Raw genomic sequence first — 21,428 nt, forward strand, 5'->3', positions numbered from 1 at the left:
GAGGAAGCGAGGTTTTGCCGTGCCCACAGACGCCCCGCGATCCAGACCGATGACCTTGACCGGCTCCCGGGTCAGGCGGTCGCTCGCACTGATGTGGCGCGGTATGCGCTCCCACCCCGGCATCTACGCCCTGGCCGTCGGGGTGTCCGCGCTGTTCGGTGCGCTGACCGTCGGTGTCAGCCGCGCGGTCGGCTGGGCCACGGACTCCGTCGTCGTCCCGGCCATCGCCGGTGACGCGGGAGCACGCGAGCGCGTCTGGCTCGCGGGTCTCGTGCTCGCGGCCGTCGCGCTGATGCTCGCCCTGTCCGTCGCCGGCCGCCGCATCTGGGCAGGCTTCGGCGCGGTCCGCCTGCAGGCCGACCACCGCACGGCCCTGACCCGGCAGTACCTGCGCCTGCCCGCGTCCTGGCACCGGGCGCACCCGGCCGGCCAGCTCCTGAACCACACGACGTCCGACACGGAGGCCGCCACCGGCGTCTTCAACCCGCTGCCGTTCGCACTGGGTGTGGTGGTCATGATCGGCGTCTCCGTCGGGATGCTCTTCACCATCGACGCCTGGCTGGCGGTCGCGGCGCTCGCCATCATCCCCGTCACGGTGGCCGTGAACGCCGTCTACCAGCGCCACATGTCGCCGGCCGTCACCAGGGCGCAGCGCCTGCGGGGCGACGTGGCCGACGCCGCGCACGAGAGCTTCGAGGCGGCCCTGCTGGTCAAGTCCCTCGGGACCGAGGACCGCGAGGAGGGCCGGTTCGACGTCCGCACCCAGGAGCTGCGCGCGGCGAACGTGCGGGTCGGCATCGTGCGCTCGCTGTTCGACCCGGTGATCCAGACCCTGCCGGCCGTCGGCACCCTGCTGGTGCTCGGCATCGGCACGTGGCGCATCTCCACCGGCGACGTCGACGCGGGCGACATCGTCACCGCTGCCTACCTGCTGACGATGATGACGGTGCCCGTCCAGGCGTTCGGCTGGGTGCTCGGCGAGCTGCCCCGTGCCCTGGTCGGCTACGAGCGCATCGCGCAGGTCGTCGACTCGACGGGAGCCCTTGCGTACGGCGAGGACCGGCTGCCGCGGACACCCGGGCAGGCGGGCCTCGCGGTCCGGCTGGAGGGTGTGGGCGTCGACGTGCCGGCGCTCAGCGGGGCGCAGAGACGTCCGATCACGCTCCTGGACGGTGTCGACGTCGACGTGGAGCCGGGTGCGACGGTCGCCGTCGTGGGCACGACCGGCTCCGGCAAGACCACTCTCGTGAGCCTCCTGGCGCGGCTGTCCGACCCGACCCGCGGGAAGGTCCTGCTCGACGGCGTCGACGCGCGGACCCTGGCCGACGGTGAGATCCCGGGCCAGATCGCGTTCGTCACCCAGACCACGTTCATCTTCGAGGACACGGTGCGTGGCAACGTGACGCTCGCCGACGAGGGTGCGCCCGGCGCGCCGTCCGACTCCGAGGTGTGGGACGCGCTGCGGCTCGCCCGGCTGGAGGACACGGTGCGTGCTCTGGACGGCGGGCTCGACGCGCCGCTTGGGGAGCGGGGCGCCAACCTGTCGGGCGGGCAGCGACAGCGGCTCGCCATCGCGCGTGCCCTGGTGCGCGGCCCGCGACTGCTCGTGCTCGACGACGCGACCAGCGCCGTCGACCCGCGGGTGGAGCAGGAGATCCTGCGTGGGCTGGCCGACCGGGCCGACGAGAGGGCAGCCGCACAGGGCGCCACCGGTCCGGGGGACCGCAGCCCGGGCACCACCGTGATCATGGTCGCCTATCGGATGTCGTCGGTGACCCTGGCCGACCGGGTGGTGCACGTCGACGGCGGTCGCGTGGTCGACGCGGGAACGCACGACGAGCTCATGGGGCGCGACCCCGGCTACCGCGAGCTCGCCACGGCCTATGAGGTCGAGACCGAGCGCCGCGAGCAGGAGCGGGCGGACGCGGCCGCGGCCGGCGTTCTGGACGACGAGCTGGAAGAGGTGGCCGGATGACCACGGCGACGGACGAGCCCGATGTGACCGACGTGCCGGAGGACCTGCTCGACGCCGACGGTGCCCGCATCGAGTCCACGAGCAACCTGGGGGTCTTCGCGACCCTGCGTCGCGGTATCCAGATCAGTCCTGAGATCACCAAGGGCATCTGGATCACCCTCGCCCTCGCGTCCCTCGCGGCCGCCGGGCGCGTGGTGGTGCCGCTCGCGGTGCAGCAGACCATCGACGTCGGCATCCTGGCGGACGCCGGGCCGGACGCCGGGCGGGTGGCGCTCCTCGCGTCGCTGGCGGCGGGGGCGCTCGTGCTGGCGGGCCTGTGCGCGGCGCTGGTCAACGTGCGCCTGTTCCGCTCGGCCGAGGCCGGGCTGGCGACGCTGCGGGTCAAGGCGTTCCGGCACGTGCACGACCTGTCGACCCTCACGCAGAACACCGAGCGCCGCGGCGCCCTGGTCTCCCGGGTGACCAACGACGTCGACACCGTGTCGCTGTTCGTGCAGTGGGGCGGCATCATGCTGCTCGTCAGCGCGCTGCAGATCGTGGTGGCGACCGGGCTCATGCTCGTCTACTCGCCGATCCTCACCGCGGTGGTCTGGATCGCGTTCGTGCCGATGTTCCTCGTGATCCGGTACGGGCAGAAGTACGTGAACCGCGCCTACACCCTCGTGCGCGAGCGGGTCGGGGCGATGCTCGGTGCGGTCTCCGAGTCGGTCGTGGGCGCCGAGACGGTGCGCGCCTACGGGGTGTCCGAGCGCACGGGGCGCCGGATCGGCGGCGCCGTCGAGGCCACCCGTAGCGCGCAGGCCCGGTCGCAGGTCCTGGTCGCGGCGACGTTCTCGTCCGGCGTGCTGATCGCCAACCTCGTGCTCGCGGTCGTGGTGGTCGTGGGAACGCTGCTCGGCGTGGGCGGCGGCCTGACGGCGGGCCAGCTCGTGGCCTTCCTGTTCCTGGTGCAGCTGTTCACCGGGCCGGTGCAGATGGCCACCGAGATCCTCAACGAGCTGCAGAACGCCGTGGCCGGGTGGCGGCGGGTGATCGCCGTCATCGAGACACCGGTGCAGGTGGCCGAGAAGCCGGGCGCGGTGACGCAGGACCGGGGACCGGCCCACGTGACGCTGCGCGACGTCCGGTTCGCGTACCCGAACGGTCCCGAGGTGCTGCACGGTGTGACGCTGGACCTGCCGCCGCGCACCAAGGTGGCGGTGGTGGGACAGACCGGTTCCGGCAAGACGACGATCGCCAAGCTCGTCACGCGCCTCATGGACCCGACGGCAGGCGCCGTGGAGCTGGACGGCGTGGACCTGCGCGACCTCGCCTTCGCGTCGCTGCGCGAACGCGTGGTGCTCGTGCCGCAGGAGGGCTTCCTCTTCGACGGCACGGTGCTCGAGAACGCGGCGTACGGCCTGCGCGTCCCGGCGAGCCCGACGAGCGATACGGAGGCTGCGCTCCGGCCGGCCCCCGGACCTCTGGTCGAGGACGGCGGCGAGACCCGCACCGCCGTCGAGCGGGCCTTCGTCGAGCTCGGTCTGTCCGACTGGCTCGCCGACCTGCCCGACGGGCTCGACACGGAGGTGGGCCAGCGGGGCGAGGCGCTGTCGGCGGGGGAGCGGCAGCTCGTCGCGATCGCGCGCGCCGACCTCGCCCAGCCGGACCTGCTCGTGCTCGACGAGGCGACGTCGGCGGTGGACCCCGCGACGGAGGTCCGCATCGCGCGGGCACTGGACTCCCTGACGGCTGGACGCTCGACCATCACCATCGCGCACCGGCTGTCGACCGCGGAGGCGTCCGACCTGGTGGTCGTGGTCGACGAGGGCCACGTGGCCGAGGTCGGCCCGCACGACGAGCTGACCGCGGCCGACGGCATCTACTCCCGCATGCACGCGAGCTGGGTGGCCCAGACCCGGTAGGGGCCTCGCGGCGTTGAACCGCATGGTGGCCCGGACCACGGTTCGCGAACCGCACGTTGGCCGGGCTTGTGGGTCTCGAACCGCAACGTGCGCGTCGATCACGCTCGATCCAGACCTCCAACGTTCGGGTCGACGTCGAGATCGACACGAGCGTTGCGGTTGGGTGCTGCTGGACGGCATCCGCGGGCGCGCACATTGCGGTTCGACGCCGAGGCTGCGTCGTGTACCGGAGCAAACCGTTCGAGCCGGTCGACGGTACCGGTCGACGGCGGCAGAACCTGCCGAGCGCGACCACACCCGCCGTCGGACGGAGTTCGTGCACAGCCGGCTGCACAAGGCACCAAACGGGCGGGCTCCGTGGGGTTGTCTGGCGGCATGGGACGAAGGATCGAGCTACCCAGCGAACTCGGGATCATCGCGAAGGCCCAGGCGGGCCTGGTCACGACTGCACAGTGTCGTGCTCTCGGCGTGTCGCTCACCCGCGTCACGGGCCGGCTCGAGTCGGGTGCGTGGAGACGGGTCACCCGTGGCGTGTACGACACCGACCCGACTCCGGTCGCTGCCCGGCACCCCGATCACCGACGACGTCGGGCGGCGTTCGCCGCGAAGCTCGCGCTGGGTCCCGACTCGGTGGTGGTCGGCGCGTGTGCGCTTGCCCTGCACGGCGTCTGGGGCCTGCCGATGGCGCTCGAGCCGCAAGCGTCCCTTCCCGGCGGACGCCGCGCCTACTCGCGGGACGGTATCCACGCCCGCATGTTCGACGGCGGGATGACCGTGACGGAGGTCGACGGGATCGCCGTGGCCACCCCGGACTGGGCGTTGGTCCAAGCCGTGCCGGAGCTGGACCGGTTCCACGCCGTCGGGGTGATGGACAACGCGTTGAACCGGGGGATCGTCGCCCTCGACGAGCTGGACGAGATCCATGCCAGAACCCGGGGCCGGCGCGGGATCGCGACACGGCACGGGTATTTCGGCGAGGTGGACGCACGTGCCGAGTCGCCGTCCGAGACCCGTGCCCGGCTCGACTGCGTCGACAACGGCGTGCCACCGGACATGTTGCAGGTGCCGGTGCGCGACCTCTCCGGCGTCGTGCGCAGAGGTGACCTGGGGTGGACGTTGAAGGACGGGCGGATCCTGATCGCCGAGATCGACAGCGACGAACACCACGACCTGGCGCACCTGGACGCGGACTCCGAGCGGCACAACGACCTCACTGCCGTCTCGGCAGTAGTTCTGCACTTCCGCAAGGAGGCGGTGTACACGCCTGGCGCGGTATCGAGCACGGTGCGCGCGACGCTGGACGCGCACAACGGGGGACTCTCCTGAGGGTCCGGCGCCGGTTGCCGCGGTGTGGACGACCAACCTGCGGTTCGGCAGTCAGATCTGGCCGGGTGGTCGCTCTGATCGGCTCGGCGCCTGTCCCTGGGCGACCGAACCGCAACTTTCGCTCGACCAGGACCGCTGAACCGCAACCTGCGTACCAGACCATGATCGCCGAACCGCAGCCGACACGTCGATCCAGGCGTCGATCCGAAGGTTGCGTGTCCACCGGGGCACCGATCGACGCGCAACCTGCGGTTCGGCGGCCACATCGACGTGGAGGTTGCGGTTCGGCCCGGCCCCGACCGACCCGACCGGCCCCGACCGACCCGACCGGCCGCGACCGGCCGCGACCGACCCGACCGGCCGCGACCGGCCCCGACCGACCCGACCGACCCGACCGGCCGCGACCGGCCGCGACCGACCCGGCCCGCCCCAGCCCCGGCCCTGCCCCAGCCCCGGCCCTGCCCCAGCCCCGCTCCCCGCCTCGCCACGCGCCGACGACGGACATCACACCGCTGTCGGCCCGCGACGTGGCAGGATTCTCGGGTGCCCGAAGTTCTCGATCCCACGATCTCTGCCCGACTCAAGCGGGACGACGCCGGCCTGGTGGCTGCCGTCGTCCAGCAGCACGACTCGGGCGAGGTGCTCATGGTCGGCTGGATGGACGACGAGGCCCTGCGCCGCACGCTCACCGAGGGCCGGGTGACCTTCTGGTCCCGGAGCCGCGCGGAGTACTGGCGTAAGGGCGACACGTCCGGGCATGCCCAGTACGTCAAGGCCGTGAGCATCGACTGCGACGGCGATGCCCTGCTGGTCCAGGTGGACCAGGTGGGGGCCGCCTGCCACACCGGCACACGCACGTGCTTCGACGCCGGGGGCGACCTCGGCGCGGTGGTCGGAGAACGCAACCAGCGATACGAGGAGGACCGGTGACCCAGCTCGACACCCAGCTCGACCTCCACGAGGCCCGCACGGCGACCGCACCCGCCGACCTGCCCTGGGGTCGCACCTGGCCGAGCCTCGGGGAGTTCCGGGAGATGGCTGCCGACCGCCGGGTGGTCCCGGTGGTCCGGCCCCTCCTGGCGGACGACGCGACGCCCGTCGGTCTCTACCGGACCCTCGCCCGCAGCAAGCCGGGCAGCTTCATCCTGGAGTCGGCGGAGTCCGACGGTGTCTGGGCACGCTGGTCGTTCGTCGGCGTCACGTCGCGTGCGACGCTGACGAGCGACAAGGGCCAGGCGGTCTGGACGGGTGACGTGCCGGTGGGCATCCCGACCGACGGCGACGTCGTCGACGTGCTCGAGGCCGCGCTCACCGCGCTCCGCACACCCGGCGTCGCGAACCTCCCGCCGCTCACCGGCGGTCTGGCCGGGGTGCTGGGCTGGGACATCGTGCGGCACTGGGAGCCGACGCTCCCGTCGACCGCTCCGGACGAGGTGGGTGCGCCCGAGCTCGCGCTGTGCCTCGCCACCGACCTCGCCGTGGTGGACCACCGTGAGGGGACCGTGTGGCTGGTGGCGAACGCGATCAACGCGGACGCCACGGACGAGCGCGTCGACGAGGCGTACGCGGACGCCGTCGCCCGGCTCGACGCCATGGAGGCGCAGCTCGAGGCGGGCGGGAGCCGGGTCACGTCCGTGGTCGTGGACGGCCCGGAGCCGCAGCTCGAGTTCCGGTCCACGCAGGAGGAGTTCGAGGACGCCGTGCTCGCCGGCAAGGAGGCGATCCGCGACGGTGAGGTGTTCCAGGTGGTGCTGTCCCAGCGCCTGGACCTGGACTGTCCGGCGGACCCGCTGGACGTCTACCGCGCGCTGCGCACGGTGAACCCGAGCCCGTACATGTACTACTTCCACCTGGCCAAGCCCGACGGCGCGGAGTTCGCGGTCGTGGGGTCCAGCCCCGAGACCCTCGTGAAGGTGGACGACGGCCACGTCACCACCTACCCGATCGCCGGGTCGCGGCCGCGTGGCGCGCAGCCCGAGGAGGACGCGGAGCTCGGCGAGGAGCTCCTGGCCGACCCCAAGGAGCGGGCCGAGCACATCATGCTCGTCGACCTGTCCCGCAACGACATGGTGAAGGTGTGCGAGCCCACCAGCGTCGAGGTGGTCGAGTTCATGACGGTGCGGCGGTTCAGCCACATCATGCACATGTGCTCCACCGTGGTGGGCCGCCTGCGTGCCGGCCGCAGCGCGCTGGACGCCCTGAAGGCGACCTTCCCGGCCGGCACGCTGTCCGGCGCCCCCAAGCCCCGGGCGATCGCGCTGATCGACGAGCTGGAGCCCGCCTCGCGCGGCATCTATGGCGGCGTCTGCGGCTACTTCGACTTCGGCGGCAACATGGACATGGCCATCGCCATCCGCACCGCGTACATCGCGAACGGCCGCGCCAGCGTCCAGGCGGGCGGGGGCATCGTCGCCGACTCGGTGCCGGCCTCCGAGTACGCGGAGTCACGGAACAAGGCGGCGGCGGCCGTGCGGGCCATCCAGCTCGCGTCCCGCCTCGCCCCCCTGCGACCGGCCGGGAGCGGCAAGTGACCCGTACCCGCACCGTCCTGGCGCTGCTCGTCCTGGGCGCGCTGACGTTCGGCACCGGATCACCCACCTGGGTGACGACCACGGTGGCCACCGCACTGGAACCGGAGGTGGCCGTCGCCGCGGCGGGTACCTCGGCGGCACCCGGCGTCGGGGCCGGGGCCCTGGTGCTCCTGGCCGCTGGGATCGCCTGTGCCCTCACCGGGCGGGTGGCCCGGTACGTCGCCCTCACGGTCGCGGCCGCCGCGGGCGTGCTGGTGGTGGCGAGCACGCTCGTCGTCGTCAGCGACCCGGTGCCGGCCGCCACCGCTGCCGCCTCGGCGACCAGCGGCGTCACCGAGCTCACCTCGCCCGTCACCCTGACCGCGTGGCCGTGGGCGGCGCTCGCCACGGGCGTGCTCGCCGTGGTCGTGGCCGTCTGGGGCGCCGTCGCGGCGCGCGGCTGGGCGGCGACGTCCGGCCGGCACGAACGCGCGGGAGCCGCCGGCGCGCCCGCGGGCGACGGGACGCCGACCGGGGCCGGCGACACACCTTCGGCCGGGCACCCCGCCGGATCCGCCGACGGGGACTCCCCGGGCACCGACGACGACGAGATCGACCCGCACGACGCCTGGGACGCACTGTCCCGTGGCGACGACCCCACGGGCCGCTGACCTGACCCGGAGCGGTTAGGCTGTCCGCGTACCGCACGACACGAAAGGCACCCACCTGCGATGACCGACAACAAGCCCGAGATCGCCTACCTGCCGCCGGGCGTTCCGCCGACCAACCACGGCCACACGGTCGCCGCGTGGGTGACGATGGCCGGCATCACGCTGGGCGTGCTGATCGCCGCCTGGGGTGTGCTGGTGGCGCAGTCCTCGTCGGCCTGGCTGGTCGTGTTCGCCCTCGGCTTCGTCGTGATCGTGGCCGCCCTGATCGTGGGCCTGGTCCTGCGCAACCTGGGCCTGGGCCAGAAGCAGGTCAGGCGGTAGTCCTCGCGATGACCGAGCTCGCGATGCCCGCGCCGCCCGCCGCGTACCCCCGGAACAGTCTGGGGGTCTGGTCGCTGGTGCTGGGCATCGCTTCGGTCGTCCTGGCACTGGGCGTCTTCACCGGCATCCCCGCCATCATCGTCGGCAACCAGGGCCGTCGGGCCGTGCGCGCCGGTGAGGCGAACAACGAGGGCATGGCGCTGACCGGTGTCGTCCTGGGCTGGATCTCTCTGGTGATCCTGGCCGTGGTGGTCCTGTTGCTCGTCCTCCGCTTCCTGGCCGGTGGTCCCGATACCTGAGGTCACCACCAGGACCGGCACCCGGCCCGTCGTCCGGTCGGCGCTCCGCGCGCCGCTGCTGGCAGGTGCCGCGGTCGGGGCAGCCACGCTGCTGGTCGCGCTCCGCGACCCGCACGCACGGGGTTCCTACGGGTTCTGCCCACTGCTGGAGCTCACCGGCCTCGCCTGTCCGCTGTGCGGAGGGCTGCGTGCCACCCACGACCTCGCGCACCTCGACCTGGCGGGCGCCTGGTCGGCGAACGCCCTGTGGACCGTGGCCGCCCCCGTGGTGGTGGTCCTGTGGCTGACGTGGCTCCTGTCCGCCGCGCGCGGGCGGCCCGTCAAGGGCCTGTCCAGCACCGCCGGGTGGGTCACGCTCGGCGTCGCGCTCGCGTTCTTCGTGGCCCGCAACCTCCCCGGTCTGCAGCCCTACCTGACTCCGTGGCTCTGATCAGGTGATCTCCAGGAAGTCCTCGTCCTGCTCCCGGGCCGGGATCTGACGGACCGTCGTCTCACGCTCCGGGAGTGGTCAGGACCACACCTTTGATCCGCCTACGATGGCCATGGGGCGATCGCCCCCCAGCAGACGTACGAGGCATATGACGAGGGCAGAGCAAGGGCACGGGAGGCTCATTACATGTCGGTCCTGGAGGACATCGTCGCGGGAGTTCGTGAGGACCTCGCGGAGCGTGAGGCACGTGTGTCTCTCGACGCGCTCAAGGAGCGCGCCACCGCGGTGCCCGGGGCCCTCGAGTGCCTCGGCCGCCTCAAGCAGGCGGACGCCGTATCGGTGATCGCCGAGGTGAAGCGCTCGAGCCCGAGCAAGGGTTCGCTCGCGTCGATCGACGACCCGGCGGCGCTCGCCGTCGAGTACGAGACCGGCGGGGCCTCCGCCATCTCCGTGCTCACCGAACAGCGCCGGTTCAACGGCTCGCTGGCCGACCTGGACGCCGTCCGCGCCCGGGTGGACGTGCCGGTGCTCCGCAAGGACTTCGTGGTGACGCCGTACCAGGTGTGGGAGGCGAGAGCGCACGGCGCCGACCTGGTGCTGATCATCGTGGCCGCCCTGGAGCAGACCGTGCTGGAGTCGCTCGTCGAGCGGGTGCACTCGCTCGGCATGACCGCCCTGGTGGAGGCACACAACCTCGAAGAGGTCCGCCGGGCCGTGGACGCCGGTGCCCGGGTGGTGGGCGTCAACGCCCGCAACCTGAAGACCCTCGAGCTGGACCGCGGCCTGTTCCGCAGCCTCGCCGAGTACATCCCGGACGACGTGATCAAGATCGCCGAGTCCGGCATCCGCGGTCCGCACGACGTGATGGAGATGGCCCGCGCCGGCGCCGACGGCGTCCTGGTGGGCGAGGCCCTGGTGACCGACGGCGCCCCGCGCTCGTCGGTGGCCGACCTCGTGGCGGCCGGCTCGCACCCGTCGCTGCGGTCCGTCCGTCCGGCTTGAAGGGATCCGAGGTGACCTCCGTGAAGCTTTCCGACGTCTCTGGACCGTACTTTGGCCAGTACGGCGGGCGTTTCGTGCCCGAGGCGCTCATCGCCGCGCTCGACGAGCTGGACACCGAGTTCCGCAAGGCGGCCGACGACCCCGAGTTCGCGGCCGAGCTGCAGCGCCTGCACCGGGAGTACACGGGGCGGCCCAGTCCGCTGACCGAGGTGCAGCGGTTCGCCGCGCACGCGGGCGACGTGCGCGTGTTCCTCAAGCGTGAGGACCTGAACCACACCGGGTCGCACAAGATCAACAACGTGCTGGGGCAGGCCCTGCTGGTCAAGCGCATGGGCAAGAAGCGCCTCATCGCCGAGACGGGCGCCGGTCAGCACGGCGTCGCCACCGCCACCGCCGCGGCCCTGATGGATCTCGAGTGCGTGATCTACATGGGCGAGGAGGACACCCGGCGCCAGGCGCTGAACGTGGCGCGGATGCGCCTGCTCGGCGCCGAGGTGGTGCCGGTGACGATCGGCTCGCGCACCCTCAAGGACGCGATCAACGAGGCCCTGCGCGACTGGGTCGCCAACGTCGAGTCCACGCACTACCTGCTGGGCACCGTCACGGGCCCGCACCCGTTCCCCGAGATAGTGCGCCAGTTCCACCGCATCATCGGTGAGGAAGCACGGGAGCAGATCCTGGAGCGGGCCGGCCGCCTGCCCGACGTCGTCGCGGCGTGCGTGGGTGGCGGGTCCAACGCGCTCGGCATCTTCAACGCGTTCCTCGACGACAAGAGCGTCGAGCTGCGGGGTTTCGAGGCCGGCGGCGAGGGCATCGAGTCCGGCCGGCACGCGGCCCGGTTCAGCGGTGGGGCGCTGGGCGTGCTGCACGGCGCGCGCTCCTACCTGCTGCAGGACGACGACGGCCAGACCCTGCCCAGCCACTCCGTGTCGGCGGGCCTGGACTACCCGAGTGTCGGCCCTGCGCACGCCTGGCTGCACGACCTGGGCCGTGCGACCTACGAGCCGGTGACCGACGACGAGGCCATGGAGGCGTTCCGCCTGCTGTGCCGCACCGAGGGCATCATCCCGGCGATCGAGTCGGCGCACGCCCTTGCCGGCGCGCTGCGCGTCGGCAAGGCCGCGGCGGCAGAGGGCCGTACCGGGCCCGACGGCGAGCCGCTCCTGATCCTCGTGAACCTCTCCGGTCGCGGCGACAAGGACGTGGCGACGGCGGCCCGGTGGTTCGGGCTGCTGGAGGGCGCCGACAACGGCGTCGCGGCAGAAGAGCTCGAGCGGCAGGAGGGCCGGGGATGAGCACAGTGACCGAGCCGGCCACCGGGCCGCGTACGGGTGACCTGATCGGCCGGCTGCGCGAGCAGGAGAACCGGCCCGCCCTGGTGGGCTACCTGCCGGTGGGCTACCCCACGGTGGACCGGTCCATCGAGGCGCTCAAGACCCTGATCGACCACGGCGTCGACATCATCGAGCTCGGCATCCCGTACACGGATCCGGTGCTGGACGGTCCGGTGGTGCAGCAGGCCGCGCAGGGCGCACTGGACGCGGGCGCCCGCGTGCGGGACGTGTTCCGGGTGCTGCGCGAGCTGTCCGACCACGCTCCGCACGTTCCCGTGCTCGTCATGACCTACTGGAACCCGGTGCTCAAGTACGGCGCCGACGCGTTCGCCCGGGACCTGGCCGCGGCGGGGGGCGCCGGGCTGATCACGCCGGACCTCATCCCGGACGAGGGCCCCGACTGGATCGCTGCGAGCACCGCGCACGGCCTGGACCGCGTGTTCCTCGTGGCCCCGAGCTCCACGCCGGAACGGCTCCGCCGCACGGTGGACGCGACGCGTGGCTTCGTCTACGCGGCGTCGCTCATGGGTGTGACCGGGGTGCGGTCCGAGGTGGGCTCGCGCGCCGAGCAGCTCGTGGCGGACACCCGCGCCGCCGGCGCGGCGAACGTCTGCGTGGGCCTCGGCGTCTCGACCGGGGCGCAGGCCGAGGAGATCGGCCGCTTCGCCGACGGTGTCATCGTCGGCTCCGCGCTGGTCCGGCCGCTGCTGTCGGACGACCCGCTGACCGACGCCGAGTGGGCGGTCCGTCTCACGAATCTGGCCGAGGTGACGAAGGACCTCGCCGCCGGGGTACGGTCGGCCCGCGCCACCGCGCCCACTGACACATCCCCAGCCGTCGTGCCCGGCGGTGCGACGACTCCCGGAGAGGCCCCGTGACGCTGCTGACCGTACTGCCGGCATCTCTGCCAGCTGTGCTGCCGGCGGCTCTGGCCACCGAGATACCCAGCCCTTCCCAACACACCTGGTACCTCGGGATCTTTCCGCTGCGGGCCTACGCCCTGGCGATCCTCGCGGGTATCGCGATCGCCGTCTGGATGACCGCCAGACGGTGGAAGGCACGCGGGGGCAACCCGGAGGACGTGCTGGAGATCGTCTTCTGGGCGGTGCCCTTCGGGCTGCTCGGCGGCCGCATCTACCACGTGCTCTCCTCGCCCGACCGATACTTCGGCGAGAACTTCTCGGGCGGCGGCGACCCGATCAAGGCGCTCTACGTCTGGGAGGGTGGCCTGGGCATCTGGGGCGCCGTGGCGCTCGGTGCGTTCGGCGCCTGGCTCGGCTGCCGTCAGAAGGGCGTCAGGCTCTCGTCCTTCGCGGACGCCGCCGCACCGGGTCTCCTGGTCGCGCAGGCCGTCGGCCGGCTCGGCAACTGGTTCAACCAGGAGCTGTACGGGCGACCCACGGAGCTGCCGTGGGGCCTGCGCATCGACGCCGAGTACCTGGTGTCGAACCCCGCAACGGGGGTGGCGTACCCCGAGGGCACGCTGTTCCACCCGACCTTCCTGTACGAGATCTTGTGGTGCCTGGCGATGGCCGGAGCCCTCTTGTTTCTCGACCGTCGGTTCAAGTTGGGTCATGGGCGGGTATTGTGGACGTACGTCCTGCTCTACACTCTCGGACGGGTCTGGATCGAGATGCTCCGCATCGACGATGCGGAACTGGTGCTGGGGCTCCGCCTCAACGTCTGGACCTCGGTCCTCCTGGGTCTCACGGCCCTGGTGGTCCTGGTCGTGCTGGCTCGCAAGTTCCCCACCAGGGAAGAGACGGTACGGCTGCGGCCCGAGGGGGATGATCCGTCGGCCGGACCTGAGGCCGATCCCGAGCCTGACCCAGAGCCTGACCCAGCAAGTGCAGGGACCGGCGAGGCAGCTGCCGAGCCGGAGGAAGAGAAGACCGCAGCAGTGGAGGAGCCCGACGCGGACACCTCCGCGCGCACCTGAGGGGCACGACCGCCGGGACCACCGGACGACGAGCCCCCTGACCGACCGGGCCGCCGTCGTCCCGGACCATCGCAAGGAACTGCGCCCGGCCATGGCCGGGTGCCTGTGAGGACCCATGACCAAGCCGTTGCCGACACAGAGGGTTGGGTTGCCCGCGCCGATGACTGGTGCCGGCCTGTACGATCCGGCGGCCGAGCATGACGCGTGCGGTGTTGCCTTCGTAGCGACGCTCCGCGGCACGCCCGGACGCGACATCGTCGATGCCGGACTGACCGCCCTGCTGAACCTCGATCACCGCGGCGCGGTGGGAGCGGAGGAAGACAGCGGCGACGGCGCCGGGATCCTGACCCAGATCCCTGACGCGTTCATCCGGGACGTGGTGGGCGTCGACCTGCCCCCAGCGGGCAGCTACGCGATCGGTACGGCCTTCCTGCCGGCCGACGACGCCGAGCGCGACGCCGTCGTACGCCGTATCGAGGCCCTGGCCGCCGAGGAGAAGCTCGACGTGCTCGCGTGGCGCGACGTCCCCGTGGACGCCGGGATCGTCGGCCCGACGGCCCGCGCCTCGATGCCGGTGTTCCGGCAGATCGTGGTGGCGGACCCGTCGCGAGCCCTGTCCGGGATCGACCTGGACCGCCGCTGCTACCGCCTGCGCAAGCGGGCGGAGAACGAGGCCGGTCTGTACTTCGCCTCGCTCAGCGCCCGGACCCTGACGTACAAGGGCATGCTGACCACCGCGCAGCTGGAGCCGTTCTTCCCGGACCTGTCCGACCCGCGGTACGCCACCGAGCTCGCCCTGGTCCACTCGCGGTTCTCCACCAACACGTTCCCGTCGTGGCCCCTGGCCCAGCCGTTCCGGCTGCTGGCGCACAACGGCGAGATCAACACCGTGCGCGGCAACCGCAACTGGGTGGCAGCGCGTGAGGGCACCATGGAGTCGGACCTCCTCGGTGACCTGGAGGCGCTGCAGCCGGTGTGCTCGCCCGGGGCGAGCGACTCAGCCAGCTTCGACGAGGTGCTCGAGCTGCTGCACCTGAGCGGCCGCTCCCTGCCGCACTCCGTGCTGATGATGGTGCCGGAGGCGTGGGAGAACAACGCGAGCATGGGTCCCGCGCTGCGCTCGTTCTACGAGTACAACGCCAACCTCATCGAGCCGTGGGACGGCCCCGCCTCCCTCACGTTCACCGACGGCACCCTGATCGGCGCGGTGCTGGACCGCAACGGTCTGCGCCCCGGTCGCTGGTGGGTCACGGAGGACGGGCTCGTCGTGCTGGCCTCCGAGGCCGGCGTGCTCGACATCGACCCCGCCACGGTGGTCCGCAAGGGCCGCCTCGAGCCCGGCAAGATGTTCCTCGTGGACACCGGCTCCGGCCGGATCGTCGAGGACGAGGAGATCAAGTCGGGCCTCGCTGCCAAGCACCCGTACGGGGACTGGATCAGCGAGCACTCGGTGCACCTCGACGAGCTGCCCGACCGCGAGCACGTCGCGCACAGCCCGGCGTCGGTCCGGCGCCGCCAGCGCGCCTTCGGGTACACCGAGGAAGAGCTCAAGATCATCCTCACGCCGATGGCGACCACCGGTGGAGAGCCGCTCGGTGCCATGGGCTCGGACACGCCGGTCGCGGTGCTCTCGCAGCGCCCGCGGCTCCTGTTCGACTACTTCACGCAGATGTTCGCGCAGGTGACGAACCCGCCCCTGGACGCGATCCGCGAGGAGCTCGTCACCGCGATCGGCAGCGCGATCGGCCCCGAGCCGAACCTGCTCGCCGACCTGCCGGAGCACGCCCGCAAGCTCGTGCTCGGCTTCCCGGTGCTGGACAACGACCAGCTCGCCAAGATCGTGCACGTCGAGCGCGACCGCGAGCTCGAGGGCGTCTTCCACGCCGAGACCATCCAGGGCCTCTACGAGGTCTCGGGCGGCGGCGGCGCGCTGCTGGCCCGGCTCGAGGCCATCTTCGCCGACGTCGACCGGTACGTGGAGGAGGGTGCGAGCTTCCTCGTGCTGTCCGACCGGGACGCCAACTCCGAGCTGGCCCCCATCCCGTCGCTGCTCCTGACCAGCGCGGTGCACCACCACCTGGTGCGCAAGCACACGCGCAACCGGGTGTCGCTCGTGGTCGAGGCCGGCGACGTGCGCGAGGTGCACCACGTCGCGTTGCTGATCGGCTACGGCGCGGCCGCCGTGAACCCCTACCTCGCGATGGAGACGGTCGAGGACCTCGCCCGCCGTGGGTACCTGGACGTCACGCCGGAGCAGGCGGTCGCCAACCTGATCAAGGGGCTCGGCAAGGGCGTGCTCAAGGTGATGTCCAAGATGGGCATCTCCACGATCATGTCCTACCGCGGTGCCCAGATCTTCGAGGCGGTGGGCCTGTCCCACGACCTGGTCGAGGACTACTTCACCGGCACCACCTCGCGGCTCGGTGGCATCGGCCTGGACGTCATCGCCGCCGAGGTCGCGGCGCGGCACGCGGAGGCGTACCCGCCCTCGGGCAACCTGAAGCCGGGCGAGCGCCTCACCACGGGTGGCGAGTACCAGTGGCGGCGCGACGGCGAGGAGCACCTGTTCGACCCCGAGACGGTGTTCCGCCTGCAGCACGCCACCCGGTCCGGCCGGATGGACATCTTCCGGCAGTACACCCGGCGCGTGGACGAGCAGTCGAACCGTCTCATGACCCTGCGCGGCCTGCTGCGCTTCAGCCCCGACCGCGAGCCCGTGCCGATCGACGAGGTCCAGCCGGTCTCGGAGATCGTCAAGCTGTTCAACACGGGTGCCATGTCCTACGGGTCTATCTCTGCCGAGGCGCACGAGACGCTCGCGATCGCGATGAACCGCCTCGGCGGCCGGTCCAACACGGGCGAGGGTGGCGAGGACCCCGAGCGGCTCTACGACGACGAGCGGCGCTCGCGCGTCAAGCAGATCGCGTCCGGCCGGTTCGGTGTCACCTCGGAGTACCTGACGAACGCGACCGACATCCAGATCAAGCTCGCCCAGGGCGCCAAGCCCGGTGAGGGCGGGCAGCTGCCCGGGTCCAAGGTCTACCCGTGGGTGGCGCGCACCCGGCACTCGACGCCGGGCGTCGGGCTGATCTCGCCGCCGCCGCACCACGACATCTATTCGATCGAGGACCTGGCCCAGCTGATCCACGACGCGAAGAACGCCAACCCCGAGGCGCGCGTGCACGTCAAGCTGGTCAGCGAGTTCGGCGTCGGCACGGTGGCGACGGGCGTGTCCAAGGCGCACGCCGACGTCGTCCTGATCTCCGGGCACGACGGCGGTACGGGTGCCTCGCCGCTCACGTCGCTCAAGCACGCGGGCACGCCCTGGGAGATCGGTCTGGCCGAGACCCAGCAGACCCTGGTGCTCAACGACCTCCGCGACCGCATCGTGGTCCAGGTGGACGGCCAGATGAAGACGGGCCGCGACGTGATCGTCGCGGCGCTGCTGGGGGCCGAGGAGTTCGGGTTCGCGACGGCACCCATGGTCGTGTCGGGCTGCATCATGATGCGCGTGTGTCACCTCGACACCTGCCCGGTCGGCGTCGCGACCCAGAACCCTGAGCTGCGCAGCCGGTTCACCGGCAAGCCGGAGTTCGTCGTGAACTTCTTCGAGTTCATCGCCCAGGAGGTGCGCGAGCACCTCGCGGCGCTCGGGTTCCGCAGCCTCGAGGAGGCAGTGGGCCAGGTGCAGGTGCTCGACACCCGCAAGGCCGTGGACCACTGGAAGGCCGAGGGCCTCGACCTGACGCCGGTGCTGGCCCGGCCGCAGCTCAAGGACGGTTCGTCGCTGCGCCACACGGCGGTGCAGGACCACGGTCTGGTCAAGGCGCTGGACAACCAGCTCATCAAGGCGGCCGCCCCCGCGCTCGAGCACGGGGAGCCGGTCCGGATCGAGCTGCCCATCCGGAACGTGAACCGTACGGTCGGCACGATGCTCGGCCACGAGGTGACCAAGCGGTACCGCGGCGTCGGCCTGCCCGACGACACGATCGAGGTCACCCTCACCGGGTCGGCCGGGCAGTCGCTCGGCGCGTTCCTGCCCCCGGGCATCACGCTGCGCCTGTTCGGCGACGCCAACGACTACGTCGGCAAGGGACTGTCGGGTGGCCGCATCGCGGTACGCCCGGACCGGTCCGCGGTGCTCGACGGCGGCAACGTCATCGGTGGCAACGTCATCGGTTACGGCGCCACGTCCGGCGAGGTCTACCTGCGCGGTCGCGTGGGGGAGCGGTTCGGCGTGCGCAACTCCGGCGCCACCCTCGTCGCGGAGGGCGTGGGCGACCACGCCTGCGAGTACATGACGGGTGGCACGGTGCTGGTGCTCGGCCCCACGGGCCGCAACGTCGGCGCCGGCATGTCCGGCGGCACGGCGTACTTCCTGGACCTGCGCGTCTCGCGCGTCAACCAGGCGGCGCTCGAGGCGGGCGAGCTCTCGCTCGAGCCCCTGGCGGACGCCGACTGGGAGACCGTGCGCGGGCTCCTGGAGCGGCACCGCGCCGAGACCGGATCGACGGTGGCCGACGAGCTGCTCGCCGACCCCGCCCTCGCGCGTGGCCGGTTCAGCCGGCTGCTGCCGCCCGGCTGGGCGCGCGTGCGCCTGGCACTCACGGAGGCGGAGGCCGCAGGCGCCGACGTCTCGGGCAAGACCCAGTGGGACCCGACCGTCTGGGACCAGATCATGGAGGTGGCACGTGGCTGACCCCAGAGGATTCCTCAAGGTCCGGGAGCGGGAGCTCCCGCCGAACCGACCCGTCGAGGTGCGTCTGCGTGACTGGAAGGACACGCACGCGCACCGCGAGGACGGGCAACCGTTCCTGAAGGAGCAGGCGGGCCGCTGCATGGACTGCGGTGTGCCGTTCTGTCACCAGGGCTGCCCGCTGGGCAACCTGATCCCGGACTGGAACGACCTGGTGTGGCGCGGCCAGTGGGCCGACGCGATCGACCGCCTGCACGCGACCAACAACTTCCCGGAGTTCACCGGGCGGGTGTGCCCGGCGCCGTGCGAGTCGTCCTGCGTGCTGAGCATCAACCAGCCGGCGGTGACGATCAAGAACGTCGAGGTGTCGATCATCGACGAGGCGTTCGCCCGCGGCCTGGTCACGCCGCACGTCCCGGAGCGGCTCACGGGTTCGACGGTCGCCGTCGTCGGCTCGGGCCCCGCCGGGCTCGCCGCGGCGCAGCAGCTCACCCGCGCCGGCCACACCGTCGTCGTGTACGAGCGGGACGACGCCGTCGGCGGCCTCCTGCGCTACGGCATCCCGGACTTCAAGCTCGAGAAGCTGCACATCGACCGCCGGCTGGCGCAGATGGAGGCCGAGGGCACGCGCTTCCGTGCGGGTACCACGATCGGCAAGGACATGAGCTGGGACGCCCTGCGCCGCCGGTTCGACGCGGTAGTGGTCGCCACGGGCGCCACCGTGCCGCGTGACCTGCCGCTGCCCGGCCGGGACCTGGCGGGCATCCACTTCGCCATGGACTACCTGACGCCGGCCAACGACGCGGTCCGTGCCGGCACGCCGGACGTCCTGCCGGAGGGCGCGCCGTCGGCCGCCGGCAAGCACGTGGTCATCATCGGTGGCGGCGACACCGGGTCGGACTGCCTCGGTACCGCGCTGCGCCAGGGCGCCGCGAGCGTCACCACGCTCGCGATCGGCAAGATGCCGCCGACCGAGCGTCCGGCGAACCAGCCGTGGCCGACGGACCCGATCCTGTTCGAGGTCTCGAGCTCGCACGAGGAGGGCGGCGAGCGCACGTACCTCGCGTCCACGGTCGAGTTCCTGCCCGACGCGGACGGCAACGTCCGCGCGCTCAAGGTCGCGGAGACGCAGTACCTGCCCGACGGTCGTCGCGCCGCCACGCCCGGGACGGAGCACGAGATCCCTGCCGACCTCGTGCTCGTGGCCATGGGCTTCACCGGCCCCGAGACCGGTGTGCTCGAGGAGCAGACCGGCATCGAGATCACCGAGCGTGGTCTGGTCGCCCGCGGCGACGACTACGCTGCAAGTCTGCCCGGAGTTTTTGTGGCCGGCGACGCCGGCCGCGGGCAGTCCCTCATCGTGTGGGCCATCGCGGAGGGCCGCGCCGCGGCCGCCGCGGCTGATACCTACCTGCAGGGCAGCACCGAGCTGCCTGCCCCGGTGCGTCCGCGCACGCTCGCTCTGCGGTCGTGACCGGAGAACCCGTCCGGGAGTTGTTCACCCCCACAGGGCGCTGCGGCGCCCGCCTGCCTAGGCTGGAGACATGCGCAGAGCCAAGATCGTGTGCACCATCGGACCCGCTACGGAGTCGCCGGAGAAGCTCCGGGAACTCGTAGACGCCGGCATGAACGTGGCGCGGATCAACCGCAGCCACGGCGAGCAGGAGGCGCACGCGGCGGTCTACCGCCACGTGCGAGCCGCCGCGGAGGCGGCGGGCAAGTCCGTCGCCGTGCTCGTCGACCTCCAAGGCCCCAAGATCCGGCTCGGCCGGTTCGCCGGGGACGAGAAGCACTTCCTGAACAAGGGCGACACGTTCACCATCACGACCGAGGACGTCCTCGGTACGCGGGAACTGGTGTCGACCACCCACAAGGGCCTGACCAACGACGCCAACGTGGGTGACCCGCTGCTGATCGACGACGGCAAGGTGCGCGTACGCGTCACCGCCGTCGAGGGGCCGCGCGTCATCACCGAGGTCGAGGTCCCTGGCCCCGTCTCGAACAACAAGGGCATCAACCTGCCCGGCGTCGCGGTCTCCGTGCCCGCCCTGTCCGACAAGGACGAGTCGGACCTGCGCTGGGCGCTCAAGCTCGGCGCCGACTTCATCGCGCTGTCGTTCGTGCGGTCCGCCAAGGACTACGAGGACGTCCGCCGGGTGATGGAGGAGGAGGGCCGCACGGTCCCCGTCATCGCCAAGATCGAGAAGCCGCAGGCCGTGGAGAACCTCAACGAGGTCATCGCGGCGTTCGACGGTGTCATGGTGGCGCGTGGTGACCTCGCGGTCGAGATGCCGCTGGAGCAGGTGCCGCTCGTGCAGAAGCGCATCGTCGAGATGGCGCGGCGCAACGCCAAGCCGGTCATCGTCGCCACGCAGGTGCTCGAGTCCATGACGACGTCGCCGACGCCGACCCGCGCCGAGGCGTCGGACTGCGCCAACGCTGTGCTCGACGGCGCCGACGCGGTGATGCTCTCCGGGGAGACCTCGGTGGGCGACTACCCGATCGTCACCGTGGAGACCATGGCCCGCATCATCGAGGCCACGGAGGAGGCGGGCCGGGAGCGCATCGCGCCGCTCGGTTCCACGCCGCACACGCGTGGTGGGGCCATCACGCGGGCCGCCGCCGAGATCGGTGAGACGCTCGGGGTCAAGTATCTCGTGACGTTCACGCAGTCCGGTGACTCCGCACGCCGGATGTCGCGTCTGCGCTCCTCGATCCCGCTGCTCGCCTTCACCCCGGAGCAGCACGTCGCCAACACGCTCGCGCTCACCTGGGGCACCTCGGAGTACCTGGTGCCGAAGGTCGAGAACGTCGACGCGATGGTCGACCAGGTGGACCGCACGCTGCAGGACCAGGGCCTCGCCGAGAAGGGCGACCTCGTGGTCGTCGTCTCCGGTGCGCCGGTCGGCGTCCCCGGCACGACGAACTCGATCCTGGTGCACCGCATCGGATCGCACGTCGACGGCTACAGCATGGTCTGACGGCCGGTCTCCCGGCTCGCGCGGAACAGGCCCGGACACC

16 protein-coding genes are annotated in these 21,428 nt (G+C 71.9%); all 16 read left to right on the plus strand.

All coding sequences use genetic code 11. From position 1 onward, the window contains the following. Positions 1-49: 49 nt before the first annotated feature. The 16 genes from ACFSL2_RS02025 to pyk all read left to right on the plus strand — a co-directional run bounded on the left by ACFSL2_RS02025 (position 50) and on the right by pyk (position 21,388). Positions 50-1,975 (plus strand): ABC transporter ATP-binding protein, encoded by a 1,926-nt coding sequence (locus tag ACFSL2_RS02025; RefSeq protein ID WP_417629349.1) that lies wholly within the window; start codon positions 50-52, stop codon positions 1,973-1,975. After that, complete coding sequence (locus tag ACFSL2_RS02030) at positions 1,972-3,879, plus strand: ABC transporter ATP-binding protein (protein WP_377196230.1); 1,908 nt, start codon at positions 1,972-1,974, stop codon at positions 3,877-3,879. Before ACFSL2_RS02025 ends, ACFSL2_RS02030 begins: the two co-directional genes overlap by 4 nt. Before the next feature lie 375 nt (positions 3,880-4,254). Next, positions 4,255-5,205, plus strand: a complete 951-nt coding sequence (locus ACFSL2_RS02035) for a type IV toxin-antitoxin system AbiEi family antitoxin domain-containing protein (RefSeq protein WP_377196231.1) — start codon at positions 4,255-4,257, stop codon at positions 5,203-5,205. A 543-nt stretch (positions 5,206-5,748) separates the two neighbouring features. Continuing rightward, positions 5,749-6,135 carry a phosphoribosyl-AMP cyclohydrolase gene (gene hisI, locus ACFSL2_RS02040; protein WP_377196232.1) on the plus strand — a complete coding sequence of 129 codons (387 nt, stop codon included), beginning with the start codon at positions 5,749-5,751 and terminating at the stop codon, positions 6,133-6,135. Further along, a complete protein-coding gene (locus tag ACFSL2_RS02045; protein WP_377196233.1) occupies positions 6,132-7,736 on the plus strand; it encodes an anthranilate synthase component I in 1,605 nt (534 codons plus the stop codon). Before hisI ends, ACFSL2_RS02045 begins: the two co-directional genes overlap by 4 nt. Next, on the plus strand, positions 7,733-8,386 hold the full coding sequence (locus ACFSL2_RS02050; RefSeq protein WP_377196234.1) for a Trp biosynthesis-associated membrane protein: 654 nt from the start codon (positions 7,733-7,735) through the stop codon (positions 8,384-8,386). The genes ACFSL2_RS02045 and ACFSL2_RS02050 overlap by 4 nt, the downstream gene beginning before the upstream one ends. 60 nt (positions 8,387-8,446) lie before the next feature. Beyond that, positions 8,447-8,707 carry an HGxxPAAW family protein gene (locus ACFSL2_RS02055; RefSeq protein ID WP_377196235.1) on the plus strand — a complete coding sequence of 87 codons (261 nt, stop codon included), beginning with the start codon at positions 8,447-8,449 and terminating at the stop codon, positions 8,705-8,707. 8 nt (positions 8,708-8,715) lie between these two features. Continuing rightward, the gene (locus ACFSL2_RS02060; protein WP_377196236.1) at positions 8,716-9,006 is read left to right on the plus strand and encodes a DUF4190 domain-containing protein; all 291 of its coding nucleotides are present in this window, start codon (positions 8,716-8,718) and stop codon (positions 9,004-9,006) included. Then, a complete protein-coding gene (locus ACFSL2_RS02065; RefSeq protein ID WP_377196237.1) occupies positions 8,990-9,436 on the plus strand; it encodes a DUF2752 domain-containing protein in 447 nt (148 codons plus the stop codon). The genes ACFSL2_RS02060 and ACFSL2_RS02065 overlap by 17 nt, the downstream gene beginning before the upstream one ends. A 186-nt stretch (positions 9,437-9,622) precedes the next feature. Further along, positions 9,623-10,438 (plus strand): indole-3-glycerol phosphate synthase TrpC, encoded by an 816-nt coding sequence (trpC, locus tag ACFSL2_RS02070; protein ID WP_377196238.1) that lies wholly within the window; start codon positions 9,623-9,625, stop codon positions 10,436-10,438. An 11-nt stretch (positions 10,439-10,449) separates the two neighbouring features. Then, positions 10,450-11,733, plus strand: a complete 1,284-nt coding sequence (gene trpB, locus ACFSL2_RS02075) for a tryptophan synthase subunit beta (RefSeq protein WP_377196239.1) — start codon at positions 10,450-10,452, stop codon at positions 11,731-11,733. After that, positions 11,730-12,650 (plus strand): tryptophan synthase subunit alpha, encoded by a 921-nt coding sequence (gene trpA / locus ACFSL2_RS02080; protein WP_377196240.1) that lies wholly within the window; start codon positions 11,730-11,732, stop codon positions 12,648-12,650. Before trpB ends, trpA begins: the two co-directional genes overlap by 4 nt. Continuing rightward, positions 12,647-13,711: a prolipoprotein diacylglyceryl transferase gene (lgt, locus tag ACFSL2_RS02085; protein WP_377196241.1), complete on the plus strand. Its 1,065-nt coding sequence runs from the start codon at positions 12,647-12,649 to the stop codon at positions 13,709-13,711. The genes trpA and lgt overlap by 4 nt, the downstream gene beginning before the upstream one ends. Positions 13,712-13,826: 115 nt before the next feature. Then, positions 13,827-18,410 (plus strand): glutamate synthase large subunit, encoded by a 4,584-nt coding sequence (gltB, locus tag ACFSL2_RS02090; RefSeq protein ID WP_377196242.1) that lies wholly within the window; start codon positions 13,827-13,829, stop codon positions 18,408-18,410. Then, positions 18,403-19,881, plus strand: a complete 1,479-nt coding sequence (locus ACFSL2_RS02095) for a glutamate synthase subunit beta (protein ID WP_377196243.1) — start codon at positions 18,403-18,405, stop codon at positions 19,879-19,881. Before gltB ends, ACFSL2_RS02095 begins: the two co-directional genes overlap by 8 nt. Before the next feature lie 70 nt (positions 19,882-19,951). Next, positions 19,952-21,388: a pyruvate kinase gene (gene pyk, locus ACFSL2_RS02100; protein ID WP_377196244.1), complete on the plus strand. Its 1,437-nt coding sequence runs from the start codon at positions 19,952-19,954 to the stop codon at positions 21,386-21,388. Positions 21,389-21,428: the final 40 nt, after the last annotated feature.

The organism is Promicromonospora aerolata (assembly GCF_042682255.1).
In the GTDB taxonomy this organism is placed as follows: Bacteria; Actinomycetota; Actinomycetes; order Actinomycetales; family Cellulomonadaceae; genus Promicromonospora; species Promicromonospora aerolata.